At 67.6% G+C, this 18,943-nt stretch carries 19 protein-coding genes; 9 read left to right on the forward strand and 10 right to left on the reverse strand.

What is annotated here, in order from left to right; translation table 11 throughout:
• Nucleotides 1–340 precede the first annotated feature (340 nt).
• Both DQP57_RS19405 and DQP57_RS19410 read left to right on the forward strand, forming a co-directional pair.
• Nucleotides 341–583 carry an acyl carrier protein gene (locus DQP57_RS19405; protein WP_112634347.1) on the forward strand — a complete coding sequence of 81 codons (243 nt, stop codon included), beginning with the start codon at nt 341–343 and terminating at the stop codon, nt 581–583.
• A 276-nt stretch (nt 584–859) separates the two neighbouring features.
• Nucleotides 860–2,347, forward strand: a complete 1,488-nt coding sequence (locus tag DQP57_RS19410) for a flavin-containing monooxygenase (RefSeq protein ID WP_112634348.1) — start codon at nt 860–862, stop codon at nt 2,345–2,347.
• Nucleotides 2,348–2,350: 3 nt separating this feature from the next.
• On the opposite strand, the gene DQP57_RS19415 is transcribed toward DQP57_RS19410, so the two are convergent.
• The 4 genes from DQP57_RS19415 to DQP57_RS19430 all read right to left on the reverse strand — a co-directional run bounded on the left by DQP57_RS19415 (nt 2,351) and on the right by DQP57_RS19430 (nt 5,161).
• A complete protein-coding gene (locus DQP57_RS19415; protein ID WP_240631816.1) occupies nt 2,351–2,755 on the reverse strand; it encodes a hypothetical protein in 405 nt (134 codons plus the stop codon).
• 79 nt (nt 2,756–2,834) lie between these two features.
• Entirely contained in the window at nt 2,835–3,377 is a 543-nt protein-coding gene (locus DQP57_RS19420) for an ester cyclase (RefSeq protein ID WP_112634349.1), read from the reverse strand.
• 92 nt (nt 3,378–3,469) lie between these two features.
• The gene (locus tag DQP57_RS19425) at nt 3,470–4,777 is read right to left on the reverse strand and encodes a cytochrome P450 (RefSeq protein ID WP_112634350.1); all 1,308 of its coding nucleotides are present in this window, start codon (nt 4,775–4,777) and stop codon (nt 3,470–3,472) included.
• 36 nt (nt 4,778–4,813) lie between these two features.
• Complete coding sequence (locus tag DQP57_RS19430) at nt 4,814–5,161, reverse strand: MmpS family transport accessory protein (RefSeq protein ID WP_205869168.1); 348 nt, start codon at nt 5,159–5,161, stop codon at nt 4,814–4,816.
• Nucleotides 5,162–5,252: 91 nt separating this feature from the next.
• Between DQP57_RS19430 and DQP57_RS19435 the strand changes: the two genes are divergently transcribed.
• Together DQP57_RS19435 and DQP57_RS19440 are read left to right on the forward strand one after the other, a co-directional pair.
• Entirely contained in the window at nt 5,253–6,338 is a 1,086-nt protein-coding gene (locus tag DQP57_RS19435) for an NAD(P)H-dependent amine dehydrogenase family protein (protein WP_112634377.1), read from the forward strand.
• A 107-nt stretch (nt 6,339–6,445) separates the two neighbouring features.
• Nucleotides 6,446–8,215, forward strand: a complete 1,770-nt coding sequence (locus DQP57_RS19440; RefSeq protein WP_112634352.1) for an Hsp70 family protein — start codon at nt 6,446–6,448, stop codon at nt 8,213–8,215.
• Between the two features lie 30 nt (nt 8,216–8,245).
• Here the strand turns inward: DQP57_RS19440 and DQP57_RS19445 are convergent, their stop codons facing one another.
• From DQP57_RS19445 to DQP57_RS19460, 4 genes are all read right to left on the reverse strand, one after another.
• A complete protein-coding gene (locus DQP57_RS19445) occupies nt 8,246–8,620 on the reverse strand; it encodes a hypothetical protein (RefSeq protein ID WP_112634353.1) in 375 nt (124 codons plus the stop codon).
• Between the two features lie 72 nt (nt 8,621–8,692).
• On the reverse strand, nt 8,693–9,790 hold the full coding sequence (locus tag DQP57_RS19450) for an SAM-dependent methyltransferase (protein ID WP_112634354.1): 1,098 nt from the start codon (nt 9,788–9,790) through the stop codon (nt 8,693–8,695).
• Between the two features lie 44 nt (nt 9,791–9,834).
• A complete protein-coding gene (locus tag DQP57_RS19455) occupies nt 9,835–10,458 on the reverse strand; it encodes an MBL fold metallo-hydrolase (protein WP_112634355.1) in 624 nt (207 codons plus the stop codon).
• A complete protein-coding gene (locus tag DQP57_RS19460; protein WP_112634356.1) occupies nt 10,458–11,543 on the reverse strand; it encodes an S-(hydroxymethyl)mycothiol dehydrogenase in 1,086 nt (361 codons plus the stop codon). Before DQP57_RS19460 ends, DQP57_RS19455 begins: the two co-directional genes overlap by 1 nt.
• Nucleotides 11,544–11,621: 78 nt before the next feature.
• Between DQP57_RS19460 and DQP57_RS19465 the strand changes: the two genes are divergently transcribed.
• The 3 genes from DQP57_RS19465 (at nt 11,622) to DQP57_RS19475 (ending at nt 14,162) form a co-directional block, all read left to right on the forward strand.
• Nucleotides 11,622–12,680 (forward strand): class I SAM-dependent methyltransferase, encoded by a 1,059-nt coding sequence (locus tag DQP57_RS19465; RefSeq protein WP_112634378.1) that lies wholly within the window; start codon nt 11,622–11,624, stop codon nt 12,678–12,680.
• A complete protein-coding gene (locus DQP57_RS19470) occupies nt 12,680–13,498 on the forward strand; it encodes a serine hydrolase domain-containing protein (protein ID WP_112634357.1) in 819 nt (272 codons plus the stop codon). Before DQP57_RS19465 ends, DQP57_RS19470 begins: the two co-directional genes overlap by 1 nt.
• Nucleotides 13,499–13,649: 151 nt before the next feature.
• Nucleotides 13,650–14,162, forward strand: a complete 513-nt coding sequence (locus tag DQP57_RS19475; RefSeq protein WP_083067022.1) for a DUF3145 domain-containing protein — start codon at nt 13,650–13,652, stop codon at nt 14,160–14,162.
• A gap of 110 nt (nt 14,163–14,272) precedes the next feature.
• Here the strand turns inward: DQP57_RS19475 and DQP57_RS19480 are convergent, their stop codons facing one another.
• Both DQP57_RS19480 and DQP57_RS19485 read right to left on the reverse strand, forming a co-directional pair.
• Entirely contained in the window at nt 14,273–15,238 is a 966-nt protein-coding gene (locus DQP57_RS19480) for a diacylglycerol kinase (protein WP_430919759.1), read from the reverse strand.
• Nucleotides 15,193–16,773: an FAD-binding oxidoreductase gene (locus DQP57_RS19485; RefSeq protein WP_112634379.1), complete on the reverse strand. Its 1,581-nt coding sequence runs from the start codon at nt 16,771–16,773 to the stop codon at nt 15,193–15,195. The genes DQP57_RS19480 and DQP57_RS19485 overlap by 46 nt, the downstream gene beginning before the upstream one ends.
• A 47-nt stretch (nt 16,774–16,820) precedes the next feature.
• On the opposite strand from DQP57_RS19485, the gene DQP57_RS19490 reads away from it, so the two are divergent.
• Nucleotides 16,821–17,390: a TetR/AcrR family transcriptional regulator gene (locus DQP57_RS19490; protein ID WP_112634359.1), complete on the forward strand. Its 570-nt coding sequence runs from the start codon at nt 16,821–16,823 to the stop codon at nt 17,388–17,390.
• Nucleotides 17,387–18,928, forward strand: a complete 1,542-nt coding sequence (locus DQP57_RS19495) for a glycerol-3-phosphate dehydrogenase/oxidase (protein WP_112634360.1) — start codon at nt 17,387–17,389, stop codon at nt 18,926–18,928. The genes DQP57_RS19490 and DQP57_RS19495 overlap by 4 nt, the downstream gene beginning before the upstream one ends.
• Nucleotides 18,929–18,943: the final 15 nt, after the last annotated feature.

An 18,943-nucleotide genomic window follows, 5' to 3' on the forward strand; every position in this document is an offset into this window, starting at 1 on the left:
CACGGAAGCGGACAGGGCCGAAACGGCCACGCCCGACGCTGCGAGAACTACTGCTGGACTAAGGATACAAACGATGTGACGTGCCATCATGGCGTCCAAAATGCCCATGCAAGCCCCTCCCAAACTGTCAACTTGCCAACCATTTCGTGATGATTTCCTGTATACCGGGGCGCTGCGATTGACGGTGGATAGCGGCAGCGTCGCCGCGATCGGACCGACCCCGTAGCGCAGTCGGGTTGCCTACAAAAAACACTTTAAGGCGTCGTTTGATGTTGTCCATTCCGGGTAGCCCGAAACCGCGAGTACCGGATTCGGCACTCATTGTCTGAAAGGTGGCGACATGGCAACGGGTGAAACAGGTTTCAACGACGTGACCTTCGATCTTATTTCCGTTCAATACCACTCGCTGAAGGCCGGGCATGATTACGGCCAGTATGTGCGCGACGCGAAGAACGCCGGTTTGGATGAAGTCGCGTCTTTCTTCAGCGACGTGATGGCTCAAGACTCCGAGCGCGCTCAGCGGTGCCACGAATTCCTGGGCCAACTGCAGGCAACGGCTGCCGCTGGACCGGCCACAAGATAAGAACTCGGGTGCCCGCCAGGGTTTTCGCGCGGAGCTAAATCGGTGGCGCAGCTCGACGCCGGTCGCCTCCTCGGCGTTGCCGGCGGGGCGTTTCCGCAGGTGACGGCGCGGAGGCCGGGTCTGATAGACCCATCGATGAGTTACCGCACGTGTGTCAGCAAGGTCACATACTGGCAAAGCTCGGATGCGCGCGGCGTGGCGTCCTATTAGAGTTGCGTATCTTAGGGAAAGCTTATGATTCGTTAAGTATGCAAACAGGTAGCACGGAGCAAGGCTGTGGACACGGACCGTTTCGACGCGATCATCGTCGGTGCAGGCTTCGGCGGCATCGGCGCCGCTATTCAGCTCAAGCGCCTCGGGTTTGAGAACATCGTCATCCTCGAGCGCGAGGACGACTTGGGGGGCACCTGGCACGTCAACCACTACCCCGGTATCGCCGTCGACATCCCGTCGACCACGTACTCGTACTGGTTCGAACCCAAGCCGGACTGGTCACGGCTGTTCGCGCCGGGCGCCGAGGTCAAGCAATACGCGGGGGACGTAGCCGACAAATACGACGTGCGCCGCCACATGCGGTTCAACACGACCGTGGAAGGCGCCCAGTGGGATGAGGACGCCCAGGTGTGGCGGGTGGCGCTGGCCGGCGGCGAAACGCTGACGACCCGGATCCTGATCACCGCCACCGGTTTCCTCTCCCAGCCCCGCATGCCGGACATCCCGGGCATTGCGCGCTTCCAAGGCAAGGTGGTGCACACCACCGCGTGGGACCACGGCTACAGCTACCAGGGGCGGCGCATCGCCGTCATCGGGACCGGGGCATCCGCCGTGCAGGTGGTTCCGGAGCTGGCCAAAGAGGCCAAAGAGCTGACCGTCTACCAGCGCACCGCGACCCACGTGATACCCAAGGTCGACTTCGAGTTCTCCCCCGCCGTGCGGCGCCTGTTTGCGCGAGTGCCCGCGGCCCAGCGGGCGCTGCGGTGGGTGACCGACATCATCCTCGAGATCATTATGGTCGTGGGGGCGTTGCACTTTCGCGAGTCGCGAGGCCGCGGGAACATCTCCGCATCCGACCTGGCGAAGATCAATCGGTTCCGGTGGATCCGGGACAAGGACCTGCGCGCCAAGCTGACGCCGGACTACGACCTCGGCTGCAAGCGTCCCACTTTCTCCAATACCTTCTACCGGGCGTTCACCAAGCCGCACGTGCGGCTGGAGACCAACTCGATCGCGCGGATCGAGGCCGACGGCATCGTCACCACCGACGGGCGCAAGACGGTCATCGACACCCTGGTCCTGGCGACCGGCTTCGATCTGTGGGAGGCCAACTTCCCGGCCATCGAGGTGGTCGGCCGCAAGGGCCGCAACCTGGGTAAGTGGTGGCGAGAGACCAGGTTCCAGGCCTACCAGGGCGTGTCCATGCCCTACTTCCCGAACTACCTGGGACTGGCAAGCCCGTTCGCCTTCTCCGGACTCTCCTTCTTCCACACCATCGAATACCAGATGCGACACATGGACAGGTTGCTCGGCGAGGTCAAGCGTCGCGGTGCGACGACCTTCGAGGTAACCGAAGACGCCACCGACCGGTTCATGGAACGGATGACAAAGCGGCTGGACAATTCGGTGTTTTACGCCGGCAACTGCGCGACGTCGCGTTCGTACTACTTCAGCCCCAGCGGTGAGGCATCGCTGCTGCGGCCGACATCGACACTCAACTCGGTGCGCGAAGCCCGGGAATTCCCGCTCAGCGACTACGTGATCGCCTAGCCCTCAGTGCCGCGCGGATCCGGTCAACGGTTGTCCGTTGGCGGATTGCAACAGGCAGATGACGGTGCTCGGGGTGGGGTTGGCGCCGGTGCGGTCCTGATTCGAGTCGATGAGATAGGTGATCGAAAACCGGCTGCCAGCAACGGGTTGGCCGGTGTACGGGGCGAACCCGGCGGCGCAATCGCGATTGGCGACGGTGGCGATGGCGGCGTCGACGGCCATCGGAGCCCGCAGATAAACCTCGGCTAAATGCGCTGTCGCACAGTCGACGACCGTGACGTTGACGCGACTTCCGTCGGCCGGCGGCAGGTCGGTGACGCACTCGCCGGCCCGCAGGTCGATCCACTTCTCGGTATGGGCGCCCGGTTGCAAAGGGGCGGCGGTGGCCATCGCGCAGGAACCGAACATGGCCGCGGCGATCAGCCCGAACACCGTGTGCAGGCGTGAAATCCGCATCGCGGCCTCCTTTGCCCCTTAGCGGTGAAGTTTAGGCGGTGTGGGTCAGCGCCGGGTCCGGTTTTTCCGACGACATCGACAGGAATCCGCGCAGGCAACGCGCGGCCAGCCACCAGTTCGCGGGCTTCTTCATGTCGAGCCCACCGAGCAGCTGTTTGATCATGGTCAGTGTGTCGAAGTAAATGCGTTCGCAGACAAGCGTTTCCGTGTCGTCGAAAACGAAGTACGCGGTCATGCGGACCCGGAACCTGCTGCCCGTGGGCGGGACCTTGCCCAGATAACCCCGGTGCGTGCCCATCAGCCAGAACTCGACGATCACCGCATCGGCGCTGTGGCGCAGCGCGATGATTTCATGGTCCTGATCGGGGAATGCGGTCCGCGTGTAGGCGTAGTAGTCGCGCACCGCCGCATCGCCGTCGTGCACGAGCATCTGCGGGATCAACTCGTAACGCGGATGGGGGAAGGTCGACAAGACGTCATCCCAGGCGTGGCGGACCTCGTCGTGGAAGTGGTCGAGCACGAGTTTCTGGCGGGCGGCCAGCACCTCAGCGGCGGGAAACGCGGGAATGGTCACGCCGATCAGCGTAGGCCCGAAACCGATAGCGCATGCCCTATCGGCCTGGAGCAGGCGATATTGCCTTGATACAGAGGCTAACTGGGATGCGCCTACCGCGGCGGTGTCCAGGCCACCGGCAGTGATTTGATGCCGTGGATGAACTGCGACAGCAGTCGCGCGGGCTCGTCCGTCGCGACGATGTCTGGTATCTCGCGGCGCAATTCGTCGAAGACGACCCTGATCTCACGTCGAGCCAGGTTGGCGCCCAGGCAGAAATGGGCGCCGCCACCGCCGAAGCCGAAGTGCGGATTGGGGGTGCGTGCCACGTCGAAGACCCAGGGATTCTCGAACGTCGACTCGTCGCGATTGGCCGAGTTGTACCACAGCGTGGCCTTGTCGCCGGCCTTCATCTTGGTGCCGCTGAGTTTGAAATCGCGGGTCAGGGTGCGTCGCATGTACACCACCGGGGAGGCCCACCGCACGATCTCCTCGACCGCGGTGGGGGTCAGGCGATCGAAGTTCGACCACCACTTCTGCCGCTCGGCGGGATAGCGCGACAACGCCAGCACGCCGTGGCTGATCGCGTTGCGCGTGGTCTCGTTGCCGGCCACCACCAGCAGGATGAAAAACGACGCGATCTCCGTGGAGGACAGGCGTTCCCCGTCGACCTCGGCTTCCACCAGGGCGGTGGTCAGATCGTCGTGGTGATTGGACCGCCGGTCTTCGGCCAGCGCGCTGGCGTAGGCGCCGATGTCCATCGAAACCTGAAGGAATTCCTCGAAATCCGTGGCCAGGTCGGGGTCGCCGAACCCGAGAATCACGTTGGTCCAGTGGAATATGCGTTGATGGTCCTCTTCGGGGATGCCCATCATGTCGCAGATGACCTGCAACGGCAGCGGGCCGGCGAGCTCACTGACCAGCTCGGCCTCCCCGTCGGGATGGTTGGCGACCAGCGACGCGACCAGCCGACGGGCCCGCTCCCGCACCGAGGCCTCGATGCGGGCCACCACCTTCGGGGTGAACGCGCGGCTGACGATCGAGCGCAGCCGCTGGTGTCGGGGATCGTCGAGCACGATCATCGAGCCGAAGTATTCGCTGATCTCCGGGGTGTTGTCGTTGATCGTGATGTTGGGGCTGGAGCTGAAAATGTCCGGGTGGCGGCTCGCGAAATGCACGTCGTCGTGTTTGGTCAGCGCCCAATGCCCGTCGCCCGGTTCGAAGCCCTCGTACTCGACCGCGGGCCAGAACGAGATCGGCGCCTCGCGGCGCAGCGTGGCGAAGGCGCCGTCGCGGAAGTCGTCGTCCAACTCCCAGAAGGCCAGCGACTCCAGATGGATGTCGGCGAGCGCAATGTCGGGCGGGGGCGTCCCGTTCGTCCGCGGCGCCAAGCCCTTCTTGGGACCCGTCTTGAGGCTCACCTAGACCTCCTTCGTCGTGAAAGGGGGAGCGCTGGGTCAGTGCGTACAGATGGTCCGGGCGGGCGTGCCCGTGGTTGCCGTCGCGGCGCTCACCACGTTGCCGTCGAGCAGGATCTTGCAGGAGATGGGGCCCGGTCCCTGAGCGCTGACGGTGAACACCTCGCCGCCATAGCCGGTGAACTCCGTCGACCAGGGCAGCGGCGCATTCACCTGGTGCAACTGGCCGTTGTCGGTTTGGTAGTAGATGAACTCGGCGACCGCCGGCCCGTTGATCTCGTAGCGGACCTTCGGCATCTGGGGGAGGGCGTCGGCCACGCCGCATGCGTTCGCGAATCCGAAACCGACGGCCAACAGGACCGAAGGTCCGGCGAGGTGCTTCGTCATGAATTGCATCGTGTCACCACGAGCGGCGGTAGGGAAGCTTATGGTGAAGCCCGAAGCGGGGGCCGGTGAGGCGGAAAGGTGGCGTCAAAGCATGGCGGAACACGGCTCGAAGCGTGTGGTGGTCTACGGAACCGGCTTCGTCGGCAAGATGGTGATCGTTGAGATCGTCAAGCATCCGTTGTTCGAGTTGGTGGGCGTCGGCGTGAGCAACCCGGCCAAGGTCGGGCGCGATGTCGGCGAGATCTGCGGGTTACCCGAACCCGTCGGCATCGCCGCGACCGACGACGTCGAGGCCCTGATCGCCCTGAAACCCGACGCGCTGGTCCACTACGGCCCGACGGCGATGCACGCCAAGGAGAACATCTCGCTGATCACCCGGTTCCTGCGCGCCGGCATCGACGTGTGTTCGACGGCGATGACGCCGTGGGTATGGCCGACCATGCACCTCAACCCGCCGAACTGGATCCAGCCGATCACCGAGGCGTGCGAGCTGGGGGAGTCGTCCTGCTTCACCACCGGCATCGATCCGGGATTCGCCAACGACCTGTTCCCGATGACGTTGATGGGCCTGTGTTCCGAGGTGCGGCGGGTCCGCGCGTCGGAGCTGCTGGACTACACCAACTACGAGGGCGACTACGAATTCGAGATGGGCATCGGCCGCGAGCCCGAATTCAAGCCGATGCTGGAAGACCGCGACATGCTGATCTTCGCGTGGGGCGCCACCGTCCCGATGATCGCGCACGCCGCCGGCATCATGCTCGACGAAATCACCACCACCTGGGACAAGTGGGTGACCCCGACGGAGCGCAACTCGGCGAGGGGCGTCATCAAGCCAGGGCACGTGGCCGCGGTCCGGTTCACCATCAACGGTGTCTACCAGGGCGAGACCCGAATTCAGCTCGAACACGTCAACCGCATCGGCTTGGACGCGGCCCCGGACTGGCCGACGGGTCACGACAATGACGTCTACCGGGTGGACATCGAGGGGACCCCGAGCATCTTTCAGGAGACCGCGTTTCGGTTCACCGACGGTTCGGGCCGCGACGCGGCCGCTGCCGGCTGCCTGGCGACCGGGCTGCGGGCGCTCAACGCCGTGCCGGCGGTCAACGATTTGCGACCCGGCTGGGTCACCCCGCTCGACCTGCCGCTCATCGCCGGCGAAGGCAACATCCGGTGACCGGCGCACAGCGGGCGCATAGCCGCCGCAGACCCGCAATACAGGTTGGGGCGGCACAATAACGGCTAGCCGGATGCGAGTCGGTGCTGCGGATACGGGGATTTCCAATGGGTGATGGAGTCGGGACCGCGCTGGGCTTATCGATCGGCGCCACCAACCTGGCAGCGGTGACCTCCGACAACGCCATCACCCGCAAACCCGTCCTGACGTTGTATCCGGATCGTCTCGCCGAGATCGGCGTCCCCGCGGAAAATCCCAGACTGCAGGGGCCCGGAGTGGTGATCACCGGCTTCGTCAACCGCGTCGGCGACCCGCGACCCGTCGTGGCGGTCGACGGCTCGGTGCACCGCAGCGAGATGTTGGTGGCCGATGGGCTGCGCGCGCTCGCCTACGCCGCCACCGGGGGCCGGCCCCTGCCGGACAACATCGCGGTCACCTATCCGGCGCACTGGGAGTCGCACGCGGTGGACGCCCTTGGCGCCGCGCTGGGTGAGACTCCGGAATGGTCGCAACGAGCGCGTCCCATCCTGCTGATTCCCGACGCCGCCGCCACACTGCTCGCCGTGCGGACCAACCCGGGCATTCCGCCGAGCGGGACCGTCGCGGTCTGCGATTTCGGCGGTAGTGGCACCAACATCACGCTGCTGCGCGCCGACGGTGACTACCACGCGTTGGCACCGACCGTTCGGCACCGCGACTTCTCCGGCGACCTGATGGATCAGGCACTGCTGAGCGTCGTTATCGCCAACATGCCGACCACCGGGGCGTTCCCCACGGGCAGCGCGGCGATCGGCTCCCTGAGCCGGCTGCGCAGCGCATGCCGTTCCGCCAAGGAACAGCTGTCCTCGCGCACGACGGCCACGCTGACCGACGGGCTGACCGGAACGCGCGGCGAAATCCGGATCAGCCGACACGAACTCGACGACGCCATCCGGCCCTCCCTGAGCGGCATGATCGCGCTGTTGGACGAAACGTTGACGCACAACGGGATTCGTGACCTCGTCGCCATCGTCTCGACGGGTGGCGGGGCGAACCTGCCGACCGTGACCACCACGCTATCGCGGCACTTCCGCGTTCCCGTCGCCACCACGCCGCGCCCTCAACTGGCGGCCGCCGTGGGGGCCGCGCTGCGGATGGCGCAGGGCCCCGGTGATGCCGGCGCCACACTCTCGGCGCCCGCCATATCCGCCGCCACGGCCCGGGCGGCGGTGCGCCCGGACCCGCGCCCGGAAGCGACCGCCACCTCGCAAGCGCCGCCGCCCGACCCGACGCAGGCGGAGATGGCACGCGCCTGGTCGGCGACCGGTCACAACTCGCGGGTCAGCGCCGCCGCCGTGACTGGGTATCCGACGGCTGGCCCACCGGCGTTGGCGCCCGACCCCGCACCCGAGACGCCCAAGCGCAAAGGGCTGTTGTTCCGGTGGCATCTGCTGCCGGCGGCCGCGATCGTCATCACCGTCGCGGCCGTGCTGCTGGTGGGCACCGCCGTGGCGATCGGACTGAGCTCGCACAACAAGGCGGCGACCTCTCCGGCGCCGGCCGTGAGCTCGACACCGGTGGCCCCGCCGCCGGCTCCCAAGAGCGCCACCGCAGAGCCGGCACCGCCGCCACCGGACGTCCCGGTGCCGTCCACCTCGGACACCGCCCCGCCGGCCGAGACCGAGACCCCGACGACCACCACGCCGCGGGCGACACCGCAGGCCGCGCCTCCACCGGCGCGTCCGGCGACCCCGCACCGGGTGGCGGCCCCGCCGGTGGTGCCACCCATTCCGGGCGTCGACGCGCCTATTCCCGGCCTGGACCGGGTCAACCAGATCCTTCAGGAGATCGAGGGCAACCTGGGCATCACGGCGCTAGGGCCCATCCCCGCTCACTGAGCCGGTCGGAACCGGGAATTCCGGCTCAGCTCAACCCTTTTCGCCCTTGTTCTCTTCCTGGGCGGCTTCTTTGAGCTTCTCGTTGAGGGCCTTGTCCTTTTCGATCTGGTCCTTCAGTTCCTGTTCGTCGCGCCCCTCGTCGGCCTCGGTCTCGGCCTGCGAGCCCTCGCCCGAACCCCCGCCCTCGGGCTCTTCGTGCTTGGGATTGCCATCCTCGTCGAGCCACTCGTTGACCGCCGTGCCGGATACGCTTCCGCCGGTGCCGGGCAACACGATCGTGGGTTTGTCCTCGTAGGCCTCCATCATCTTGGCGGCCTCTTGTTTGTCGTCCTCGTCAGGCTCCGGCTTCTCGGTCAGCCGCTGCTCGTCGTCTTGATCAGCCGATTTATCGTCCTGCACGCTCATGCGTCTACCCCCTTGCAGTCGCAGGTTCGACGATTGCAGGGGGTTACCCGCTGCGTGGTTATGCCGAAACTCTCATGGGCGCGAGGCGTCGCGCTTGACCAGCACGACCAAGGCCTGCGGGATCCGCATCGGCTCGGGTGCGCTTGACAGGCGATCGGCCACGGCGCGCTCCAGCTGCTCGGCGAAGCGGGTGGCCCGCTCGTCGCGGATCCCGCCGTCGAGTGCGGTCAGCAGCGATCCGAACAGCGCGGACCGGGCGAAGGCCGCCCACTGCGCGCCGAAAGCCTCGGCGTCGTGATCCAACTGGTAGCGAGCCCAGAATCGATCCTCGGCGTTGAACATCTCGAGGTGCTCGATCATCAGGCCTTCGAACCGCCCCTTCGGCGCAAACGGGGCGCGGAAGTCCTTTTCGGCCCGGGCGACCGTGGGAATCGTCATGCGCCGCACCTCATCCGAGCGCAGCAGACCGTCGCGCACCTGATCGGCCAGCGCCGCGACGATGGCATCGAGCAGCGGGGCGAAGCCCGCCGTCCCGTCCTCGTCGGCGGCCAGCGTCAACGCCACCAGCCGGCCCTCGGGAGCCAGCTCGCGTCCGCGGAACGCGACGAAGTTATGCCAATCCAGCGCGGCCTGATCGGCGTACGCCGCCTGCACCGCGTCGTCCTTGGTGCGCGAGACGTGCACGTGATCGTGCACCTCGCACGGTGTCCGGCGCAGCCAGTGGGTCGCCCACGACGTCCAGCCCAGGTTGACCGTCTTGGACGGCACGATCTGGTCGTAGAACGACCGGCCGACCGCCGAGGTGAACGTCGCCGTGTCGGAGTGCAGGTAGCTCTCCGGGTCGTCGGCCACCGTCTCGAACAGCGCCGCGAAGTCGTTGCCCGGTACATCGGTGTGCGCCACCAGGATTGCGTGGTCGTGTCGCGTGCGCCGGCGCAGCACCGCGATGCCCGCCGACAACGGCCGCAGCGAATTGTGGCCGTTGGCGGCGCCGTAGTCGGCGATGACGATCGGTTGCGGCGGCTTGGGCAGCGCCACCTGTTCGGCGGCCCGCTCGAACACCGCGATCGCCTGCGCCAAACCGGCGGCCCGCAGCCGCGACGCCTCGGTGTAGGACGGCTCGGGCCGCACCACAATGCTCGATTCGGGCATCCGGGGTTCGGGCGGCATGGATCAACGATAGTGGCCGCGCCGGTGGTCAGCTCGGCAGCGGATCAGTGGCCGCGGGCCACCCATTCTTCGTAGTGCACGATTTCGTCGCCGATGGTGGTGCTGTCGCCATGGCCGGTGTGCACGACGGTGTCGCCGGGCAGCGTGCCGAGCCGACCGGAAATCGACTGCAGGATGGTTCCGAAGTCCGAATAGGAGCGCCCGGTCGCGCCGGGGCCGCCGGAGAACAGGGTGTCCCCGCTGAAGACGACCCCCAGTTCCGGGGCATACCAGCACACCGATCCGGGGGAGTGGCCGGGCGTGTGCAGCGCCAGCAGCTCGGTGCCGGCGACATCGAGCGTGTCGCCGTCGGCGATCAGCCGGAAGTCCTTGTCCGGGTGCGTCATTCGCCACAGCACGTCGTCGGCGGGGTGCAGCAGCACCGGGGCGTCGAGGGCGGCGCCCAGTTCGGGCGCCACGGTGACGTGGTCGTTGTGGCCGTGGGTGCACACCACCGCGACCACATTGCGCTTACCGACGGCCGCCAGGATCGGCTCGGCGGAATGCGCGGCGTCGAACACCACGACGTCGGAGTCGTCGCCGACGATCCAGATGTTGTTGTCGACTTCCCAACTGCCGCCGTCGAGTTCGAAGGTGCCGTGGGTGACCAACCGTTCGATGCCCGCCATCAGAGCACCACCACCGAGCGCAGCACCTCGCCGCCGTGCATCTTCTCGAATGCTTCCTCGATGCCCTCTAGCCCGATGCGCTCGGAGACGAACTGCTCCAGCGGCAGCCGGCCCTGCAGATACAGGTCGATCAACGTGGGGAAGTCGCGCTCGGGCAGGCAGTCGCCGTACCACGACGACTTCAATGCCCCGCCGTGGCTGAAGAAGTCCACCAGCGGCATGTCCAGGCGCATGTCGGGTGTCGGAACCCCAACCAGCACAACGGTTCCGGCGAGGTCGCGCGCGTAGAAGGCCTGCTTCCAGGTTTCGGGCCGGCCCACCGCGTCGATCACCACGTTGGCGCCGAACCCGTCGGTGAGGTCCTGGATGGTTTTGACCACGTCCAGCTCGCGGGCGTTGACGGTGTGTGTGGCGCCGAACTTGCGGGCCCAGTCCAGTTTGGTGTTGTCGGTGTCCACGGCGATGATCCGCCGCGCACCCACCAGCGCCGCGCCGGCGATCGCGGCGTCGCCCACACCGCCGCAACCGATTACCGCGACGGTGTCGTCGCGGGTGATGGCGCCGGTGTTGATCGCCGCGCCCAGGCCGGCCATCACACCGCAGCCCAGCAGGCCCGCGACCGCGGGGTCGGCCTCGGGATTGACCTTGGTGCACTGCCCGGCCGCCACCAGCGTCTTGTCGGCGAACGCGCCGATGCCCAGCGCGGGTGTGAGCTCGGTGCCGTCGGTCAGCGTCATCTTCTGGGTGGCGTTGAAGGTGTCGAAGCACAGGTGCGGGCGGCCGCGCTTGCAGGCCCGGCACTGCCCACACACCGCGCGCCAGTTCAGGATCACGAAGTCGCCCGGCGCAACGGCGGTCACGTCCGGCCCGACGGCCTCCACCCGGCCGGCCGCTTCGTGGCCGAGCAGGAACGGGTACTCGTCGTTGATGCCGCCCTCGCGGTAGGTCAGGTCGGTGTGGCACACCCCGCAGGCGATGACGTCGACCAGAGCCTCACCGGGACCGGGGTCCGGGACCACGATGTCGACCAACTCGACCGGCTCGCCCTTCTTGCGTGAAATCACGCCGCGCACTGTCTGACTCATGAGCTCCAACTTAGGGGTTCGCCGCCATACATCTTTCGGCGGGCTGTCCACCCATGAACGGGTGTAGCGTCCGTGGGCGTGACGGCTTTGGAAAGCACCGAAGAATTCACCGAAAGAATAACCGCGGCAATCGACGGCGCCAGCCTGACGTTGTTGCTCAGCATCGGGCATCAGACCGGTCTGCTGGACACGATGGCCGGGCTGGCGCCGGCCACCAGTACGCAGATCGCCGAGGCCGCCGGGCTCAACGAACGTTACGTCCGAGAGTGGCTGGCCGGCATGACGACCGGACGCGTCGTCGACTACGACCCCGACGCCGCCACCTACTCGTTGCCCGCGCAGCGCGCCGCCGTGCTGACCCGCGCGGCTGGACCGGACAACCTGGCCCTGGTGACCCTGCTCGTCCCGGTGCTCGCCGAGGTCGAACAGAAGATCATCGGGTGCTTCCGCGCCGGCGGCGGGCTGCCGTACAGCGAGTTTCCCCGCTTCCACGCGTTGATGGCCGAGCAGAGCGGCGTGGTCTACGACACCGCGTTGGTCGACGTGGTGCTGCCGTTGGTGGACGGACTCGTGCAGCGGCTGCAGTCCGGCGCCGACGTGGCGGATTTCGGCTGCGGCAGCGGACACGCCATCAACGTGATGGCACAAGCGTTTCCGGCCAGCCGCTTCACCGGCATCGACTTTTCCGAGCAGGCCATCGCCACCGGCGTTCGGGAGGCCGCCGAGCGGGGGCTGTCCAACGCGGCCTTCGAAAGCCACAATCTCGCCGAGCTGGACAAGGCGGAGGCCTACGACGTCATCACGGTCTTCGACGCCATCCACGATCAGGCGCAGCCGGCGCAAGTCCTGCGCAACATCTACCGGGCGCTGCGGCCCGGGGGTGTGCTGCTGATGGCCGACATCAAGGCGTCGAGCCGGCTCGAGGAGAACATCGGCGTGCCGATGAGCACCTACCTCTACACCACGTCGCTGATGCACTGCATGACGGTGTCGCTGGCGCTGGACGGCGCCGGACTGGGTACCGCCTGGGGCACGCAACTGGCCGTCTCGATGCTGGGCGACGCCGGATTCGACGACGTGCGGGTGGCCGAGATCGAGTCGGACCCGATCAACAACTACTACATCGCCCGGAAGTGATGGCGGCCCTCGATGCCCTGAACGACTGGCCGGTCGGGGCCGCCGCCGCGGCGGTGGTGGGGCCGGGCGGCGTGCTGGCCAGCCACGGCGACACCGCGCGGGTGTTCGAGCTGGCCTCGGTGACCAAGCCGCTGGCGGCCCGGGCCGTGCAGGTCGCCGTCGAGGAGGGCGCGCTCGACCTCGACACGCCGGCCGGCCCGCCCGGCGCGACCGTCCGTCATCTGCTGGCCCACACCTCGGGCCTGTCGATGCACGACGACCGGGTGCTGGCCGCGCCCGGCGCCCGCCGGATCTACTCCAACCAGGGCTTCACCGTGCTGGGCCAGAGCGTGGAGCGGGAGACCGGCATCGAGTTCGCTCGCTACCTGACCGAGGCGGTGTGCGAACCGCTCGGCATGGCGGCCACGCGCTTGGAAGGCGGCGCGGTGGCCGCCGGTTTCGGGGCGCGGTCGACGGTGGCGGATCTGGCGGTGTTCGCGGGGGACCTGCTGCGGCCGGTGACGGTCTCAGAAGCCCTGCATACCCAGGCGACGACGGTGCAATTTCCCGGTCTGGACGGGGTGCTACCCGGTTACGGGGTGCAGCGGCCCAACGATTGGGGTCTGGGTTTTGAGCTCCGAGACGGCAAAACTCCGCACTGGACGGGCGCGCGCAACTCGGCGCGAACGTACGGCCATTTCGGCCAGGCGGGCGGCTTCATCTGGGCAGATCCCGAAAAAGAGCTGGCCCTGGTGGTCCTGACGGACCGCGATTTCGGGGAGTGGGCGCTGCGGCCGTGGCCGGCGATTTCCGACGCCGTGATAGCCGATTACAGCTAGTGGGAAATGCACACTAGCGCAACAGGGGTATCACAAGGCACAATAGACACGCACGACACAGAAAAAATGAAGATTTTGAGCTAGCTGCCCTGTTTGTCGGGTCCGCAGGTCGTTGGGGAAGACGTCCCTCGTGGAACCGAAGGAGCAGGAAATGCGAGCGTCGAATCAATTCGCCGACGTGACGACAGGCGTGGTGTACGTGCACGCTTCGCCCGCGGCGGTTTGCCCGCATGTCGAGTGGGCGTTGTCGTCGACCCTGGGTGCCAAGGCGAATCTGACCTGGACGCCCCAGCCGGCGATGCCCGGTCAGCTGCGCGCGGTCACCAACTGGGTCGGGCCCGTGGGCACCGGCGCCAAGCTGGCCAACGCGCTGCGGTCCTGGTCCGTGCTGCGCTTCGAGGTCACCGAGGATCCCAGCCCCGGCGTGGACGGCCACCGGTTCAGCCACACCCCACAGCTCGGCCTGTGGAGCGGGGCGATGAGCGCCAACGGCGACGTCATGGTCGGCGAGATGCGGCTGCGGTCGATGATGGCCCAGGGCGCCGACACCCTGGCCGCCGAACTCGACTCGGTGCTGGGCACCGCCTGGGATGAGGCGCTCGAGGCCTACCGCGACGGCGGCGACGTCGGCGAGGTGACCTGGCTCAGCCGGGGGGTCGGTTAGCCGATCGGCAGCGTGGTCGCGCCTCTCTGGAAGCAGCGGACGACTCTGGAAAGCGCTAGCACATCCGCTAGCGCTTTCGAGTGCGCGATCATGGTCCTCAGAGACCGGCCCTATCGTTTGGCCGGGCGCAGGATCTGCACCGCGCCCGGCACCACCGAGATCTCGGCCGGTAGCGCGCAGGCGAAGTCGCCGTCGGCGTAGACATTGATCCCGGGGCACTCGACCCGAATGGACGTGGCCCGAGCCGTGCTCACCTCGTCGAGCGTGACGTGAGTCCCCTTCATCACGGTGGGAAACAGGCGGACCAATTTGGTCCGCGACGCCTCGTGCACCATCGTGATGTCCAGCAGGCCGTCGGTGTAATCGGCGCCGGGGCAGATCTGCATCCCACCGCCGTAGCTGCGGGTGTTGCCGAAGGCGGCCAGCGTGATATCGGCGTCGACCTCCTTGGTGCCGTCGAGCACCAAGCGAAATGGCAAGAGCCGCAATTGGGACAGCTCGGCGAGCATCGCGACGTAGTACCGCAACCGCCCGTGCGGCCAGCTCATCCGGTTGGCGCGATCGGTGACCAGCGAGTCGAAGCCGGTGGCCGCCACGGTGCCGAACCACTTCTCGCCGCCGCCGTCATCCCGAATCAGGCCCAGGTCAATGGATTCCGCGCACCCGTCGATGACGATGTCCGCGGCGGCCTCGGGGTCCTTGGTGGGGATGCCGAATTCACGGGCGTGATCGTTCCCGGTGCCGGCCGGAATCAGGCCCAACGGAATGTCGGTGCCCGCCAGCACCTGCAGGGCATTGGAAACGACGCCGTCGCCCCCGGTCACCATCACCGCGTCGGTGCCCTTCTCGATGGCCGCTCCGACCAGATGGCGCGCGTCTTGCGCATCGTCGCCGATGATTTCGACGACCTCCACACCCCGGCGGTGTAGCCGGGCGATCGCGAGCTGGGCGGCGCGTACCGCGGCGCCGTGCCCCGACACCGGGTTGGTCAGCGCGATCACCTTGCCGATTTCTCGGCGACGCAGCGGTGTCACGGAATTAGCTTGCCGGGATTGAGAATTCCGGCCGGATCCAATGTCGCCTTGACCGCGCGTAGCACCTGCACTCCCAGCTCGCCTATCTCGTCGCGCATCCACGGTCGATGGTCGACGCCGACCGCGTGGTGGTGGGTGATCGTCCCGCCGGTGGCCATGATGGCATCCGACGCGGCCTTTTTGGCGGCTTTCCATTGTTCGATCGGATTGCCCCGCTGGCCGGCGACGACGGTGAAGTACAACGAGGCGCCGGTGGGGTAGACGTGCGAGATGTGGCACATCACCAGAGCGGGCGTGCCGGTCGCGGCGAGCGCGTCGGTAAGTGCTTGGGTCACAGCGGTTTTCAGGGCGGGGATGTTCGACCAGTCGGTGGCGGTCTCTAGCGTTTCGCACAGCGCGCCGGCCGCGAGCAGTGAATCGCGCAGGTAGGGCGCGCCGAAGCGCCCGCGCTCCCAGGCCCGCGCCGGACCTTCGCCCAGCGAGGTTCCGCCCTGGGCCGCCAGCAGTGCGCTCGTTTCGGCGTGCCGGCTCTGGACGTGGTCGTCGGTGCCCTCGAACACGGTGATGGCCAGGCATCCGCCGGTGATCTGGGATTCGCCGATCGACTCGGTGGTGGCCAGGTTGACGCCGGTCTCGGCCTCGTCGGAGAGCCGAATGACCGTGGGGCCGGTGGCATTCTGGGTGACGGCGCGCAGCGCCGCGGCCCCGGTCTGGAAATCGGGAAACGACCACGCCTCGTAGCGGACGGTTTCCGGGGCGCGGTGCACCCGCAGCCGCACCTGGGTGATCACGCCCAGAGTGCCCTCAGAGCCGATCAACAGCTGACGCAGGTCGGGTCCGGCGGCCGATTCCGGTGCGCGACCCAGGTCCATGGTGCCCACCGGCGTGACCACGCGTAGGCCCCGCACCATGTCGTTGAACCGGCCGTAGCCCGCCGAGTCCTGCCCCGAGGAGCGGGTCGCGGCAAAGCCGCCGATGGTGGCGTACTCGAAGCTCTGCGGAAAATGACCGAGCGAAAAGCCTTGCGCACCAAGGAGTCGTTCGGCGTCCGGTCCGGTGACTCCCGCCCCGAAGACCGCCTGACCGGACACCTCGTCCAGCGTGATCAATCGATCGAAACGGCGCAGGTCCAGCGAGACGACGGCGGAGAACTCCGCGCGGACGGGATCGAGCCCACCGACCACGCTGGTTCCTCCGCCGAAGGGGACGACGGCGATGCGGTGTTCCGAGCAGTAGCGCAGGACGCGGGCCACGGCGTCGTCATCGCCGGGAAGCAGCACGGCGTCGGGCGCATCCTGCGGGCCGCGATCCGCGCGGTTGAGCAGGTCGATGGTGGACTTGCCGCCCGCGTGCAGCAACCGATCGGCATCGGCGGTGCGGCAATGCTCGGCGCCGACGATGGCAGCCAGCGCTTGCCGATCTGCCGCCGACAACGACGACGGCCGCAGTTCCACCTCCTCGGAGCGCAGTTCGGCCGTGCGGGACCCCTCGACCCCCACGGCGTGCTGCAGCAATGACCGGATCCCCTCCGAGAGCGGCTTGGCCGCGGCGGGATCGCCCCACGCGTTCCACTTCATCGGCGGGCGGAGCCCCTGGGGATGCGTCATGCGTTACAGTATTACACATGTTGTCAATCCGTAACGACGAGCTGGATACCGGAGAACGCATCCTCGCGGCCGCGGCCAGCTGCGTGGTGGATTTCGGCGTGGAGCGGGTGACCCTCGCCGAGATAGCCCGGCGAGCGGGGGTCAGCAGGCCGACCGTCTACCGGCGATGGCCGGACACGCAGTCGATCGTGGCGGCGCTACTGACCCAGCACGTCACCGAGGTGATGCGTGACGCGCCGTTGTTGGGAGACGACCGTGAATCGCTTGTGCGACAGATAGTTGCGGCGGCCGACTTGTTGCGTGCCGACCGATTGGTGATGTCGGTGCTGCACTCGGACCTCGCGTCGACGTACATCACCGAACGCCTGGGGACCAGCCAGCGCATGCTGATCGACGCCCTTGCCGCGCGGCTGCGGGTGGCCCAGCGCCACGGCAGCGTCCGGCTCGGGGACCCGGTCCAGATGGCGACCATGGTGCTGCTGATCGCGCAGTCGACCATCCAGTCGGCCCGGATCGTCGAGCCGATGCTCGACGGCGACGCGCTAACCACCGAGCTCGCCTACTCGCTGAACGGATACCTGTCGTGATACCTGATCCGACCGCCCTGAACGCCGCGCGCCGCGCCGCCGACCTGACCGCACTCGCCGACGGTGAGCCAGTGGACGTCGTGGTGATCGGCGGTGGCATCACCGGCGCCGGGATCGCGCTGGATGCCGCCGCGCGCGGGCTGCGGGTGGCGCTGGTGGAGAAACGCGATCTGGCCTTCGGTACCAGCCGCTGGAGCTCCAAGCTCGTCCACGGTGGACTGCGCTATCTGGCGACGGGCAACGTGGGCATCGCCCGGCGCAGCGCCATCGAGCGCGGAATCCTGATGACGCGCAACGCGCCTCACCTGGTTCATGCGATGCCGCAGTTGGTGCCGTTGCTGCCGTCGATGAGTCGAGGCAAGCGGGCCCTGGTGCGCGGCGGCTTCCTGGCCGGCGACGCGCTGCGGTTCCTGGCCGGCACCCCCGCCTCGACACTGCCGCGCTCGCGGCGCATTTCGGCACAGCGCGTCGTGGAGATGGCGCCGACCGTGCGCCGTGACGGATTGGACGGGGGCTTTCTGGCCTACGACGGTCAATTGATCGACGACGCTCGTTTGGTCACCGCCGTCGCCCGCACCGCGGCGCAGCACGGCGCGCGAATCTTGACCCATGTGTCGGCGTCGCGGGCCACCGGCACCTCCGTGCGGCTGACCGACATGCGCGGCGGTGAGTCGTTCGACATCTCGGCGGGCGCGGTCATCAACGCGGCCGGGGTGTGGGCGGGTGAGGTCGACGGCTCGTTGCGGCTGCGGCCCAGTCGCGGCACGCATCTGGTCTTCGACGCTGAGGCCTTCGGCAATCCGGCTGCGGCGCTGACCATTCCGATCCCCGGGGAGCTCAACCGCTTCGTGTTCGCGATGCCCGAACAACTGGGCCGGGTCTATCTGGGGCTGACCGACGAGGCGGCTCCCGGTCCCGTCCCGGATGTGCCCGAACCGTCGGTCGACGAGATCGCGTTCCTGCTCGACACCGTCAACACCGCAGTGGGGACCGCGCTCACCGCCACCGACGTGATCGGCGCGTACGCCGGATTGCGGCCACTGATCGACACCGGCGAGGGTCGCACCGCCGACGTCTCGCGCGAACACGCCGTCGTCGAATCGGCGTCCGGGGTGATCAGCGTGATCGGCGGCAAGCTGACCGAATACCGTTACATGGCGCAGGACGTGCTGGATCGCGCCGTCCGGGTCCGGCGACTGCGCGCCGCGAAGTGCCGAACCCGCAACCTGCCACTGATCGGAGCGCCGGCCAATCCCGGCGTGATCGCGGCATCCGCCGCCGGGGTGCCGGATTCACTGGTGCAGCGCTTCGGCGCCGAGGCGCCCAAGGTGGTTGCCACCGCGGCCTGCGAGCGACCGACCGCGCCGGTTGCGGACGAAATCGACGTCAGCAGAGCTGAATTCGAATACGCGATAACGCACGAGGGCGCACTCGATGTCTCCGACATCCTGGATCGGCGCACGCGGATCGGGTTGGTGGCCCGGGACCGGGAGCGAGTGGTCGCCGTGGCCGAGGAGTTTCTGGCGCGCTTCGGCTAGGCCCGAGGCCTCGCT

This window comes from Mycobacterium colombiense (assembly GCF_003284935.1).
Lineage (GTDB): Bacteria > Actinomycetota > Actinomycetes > Mycobacteriales > Mycobacteriaceae > Mycobacterium > Mycobacterium arosiense_A.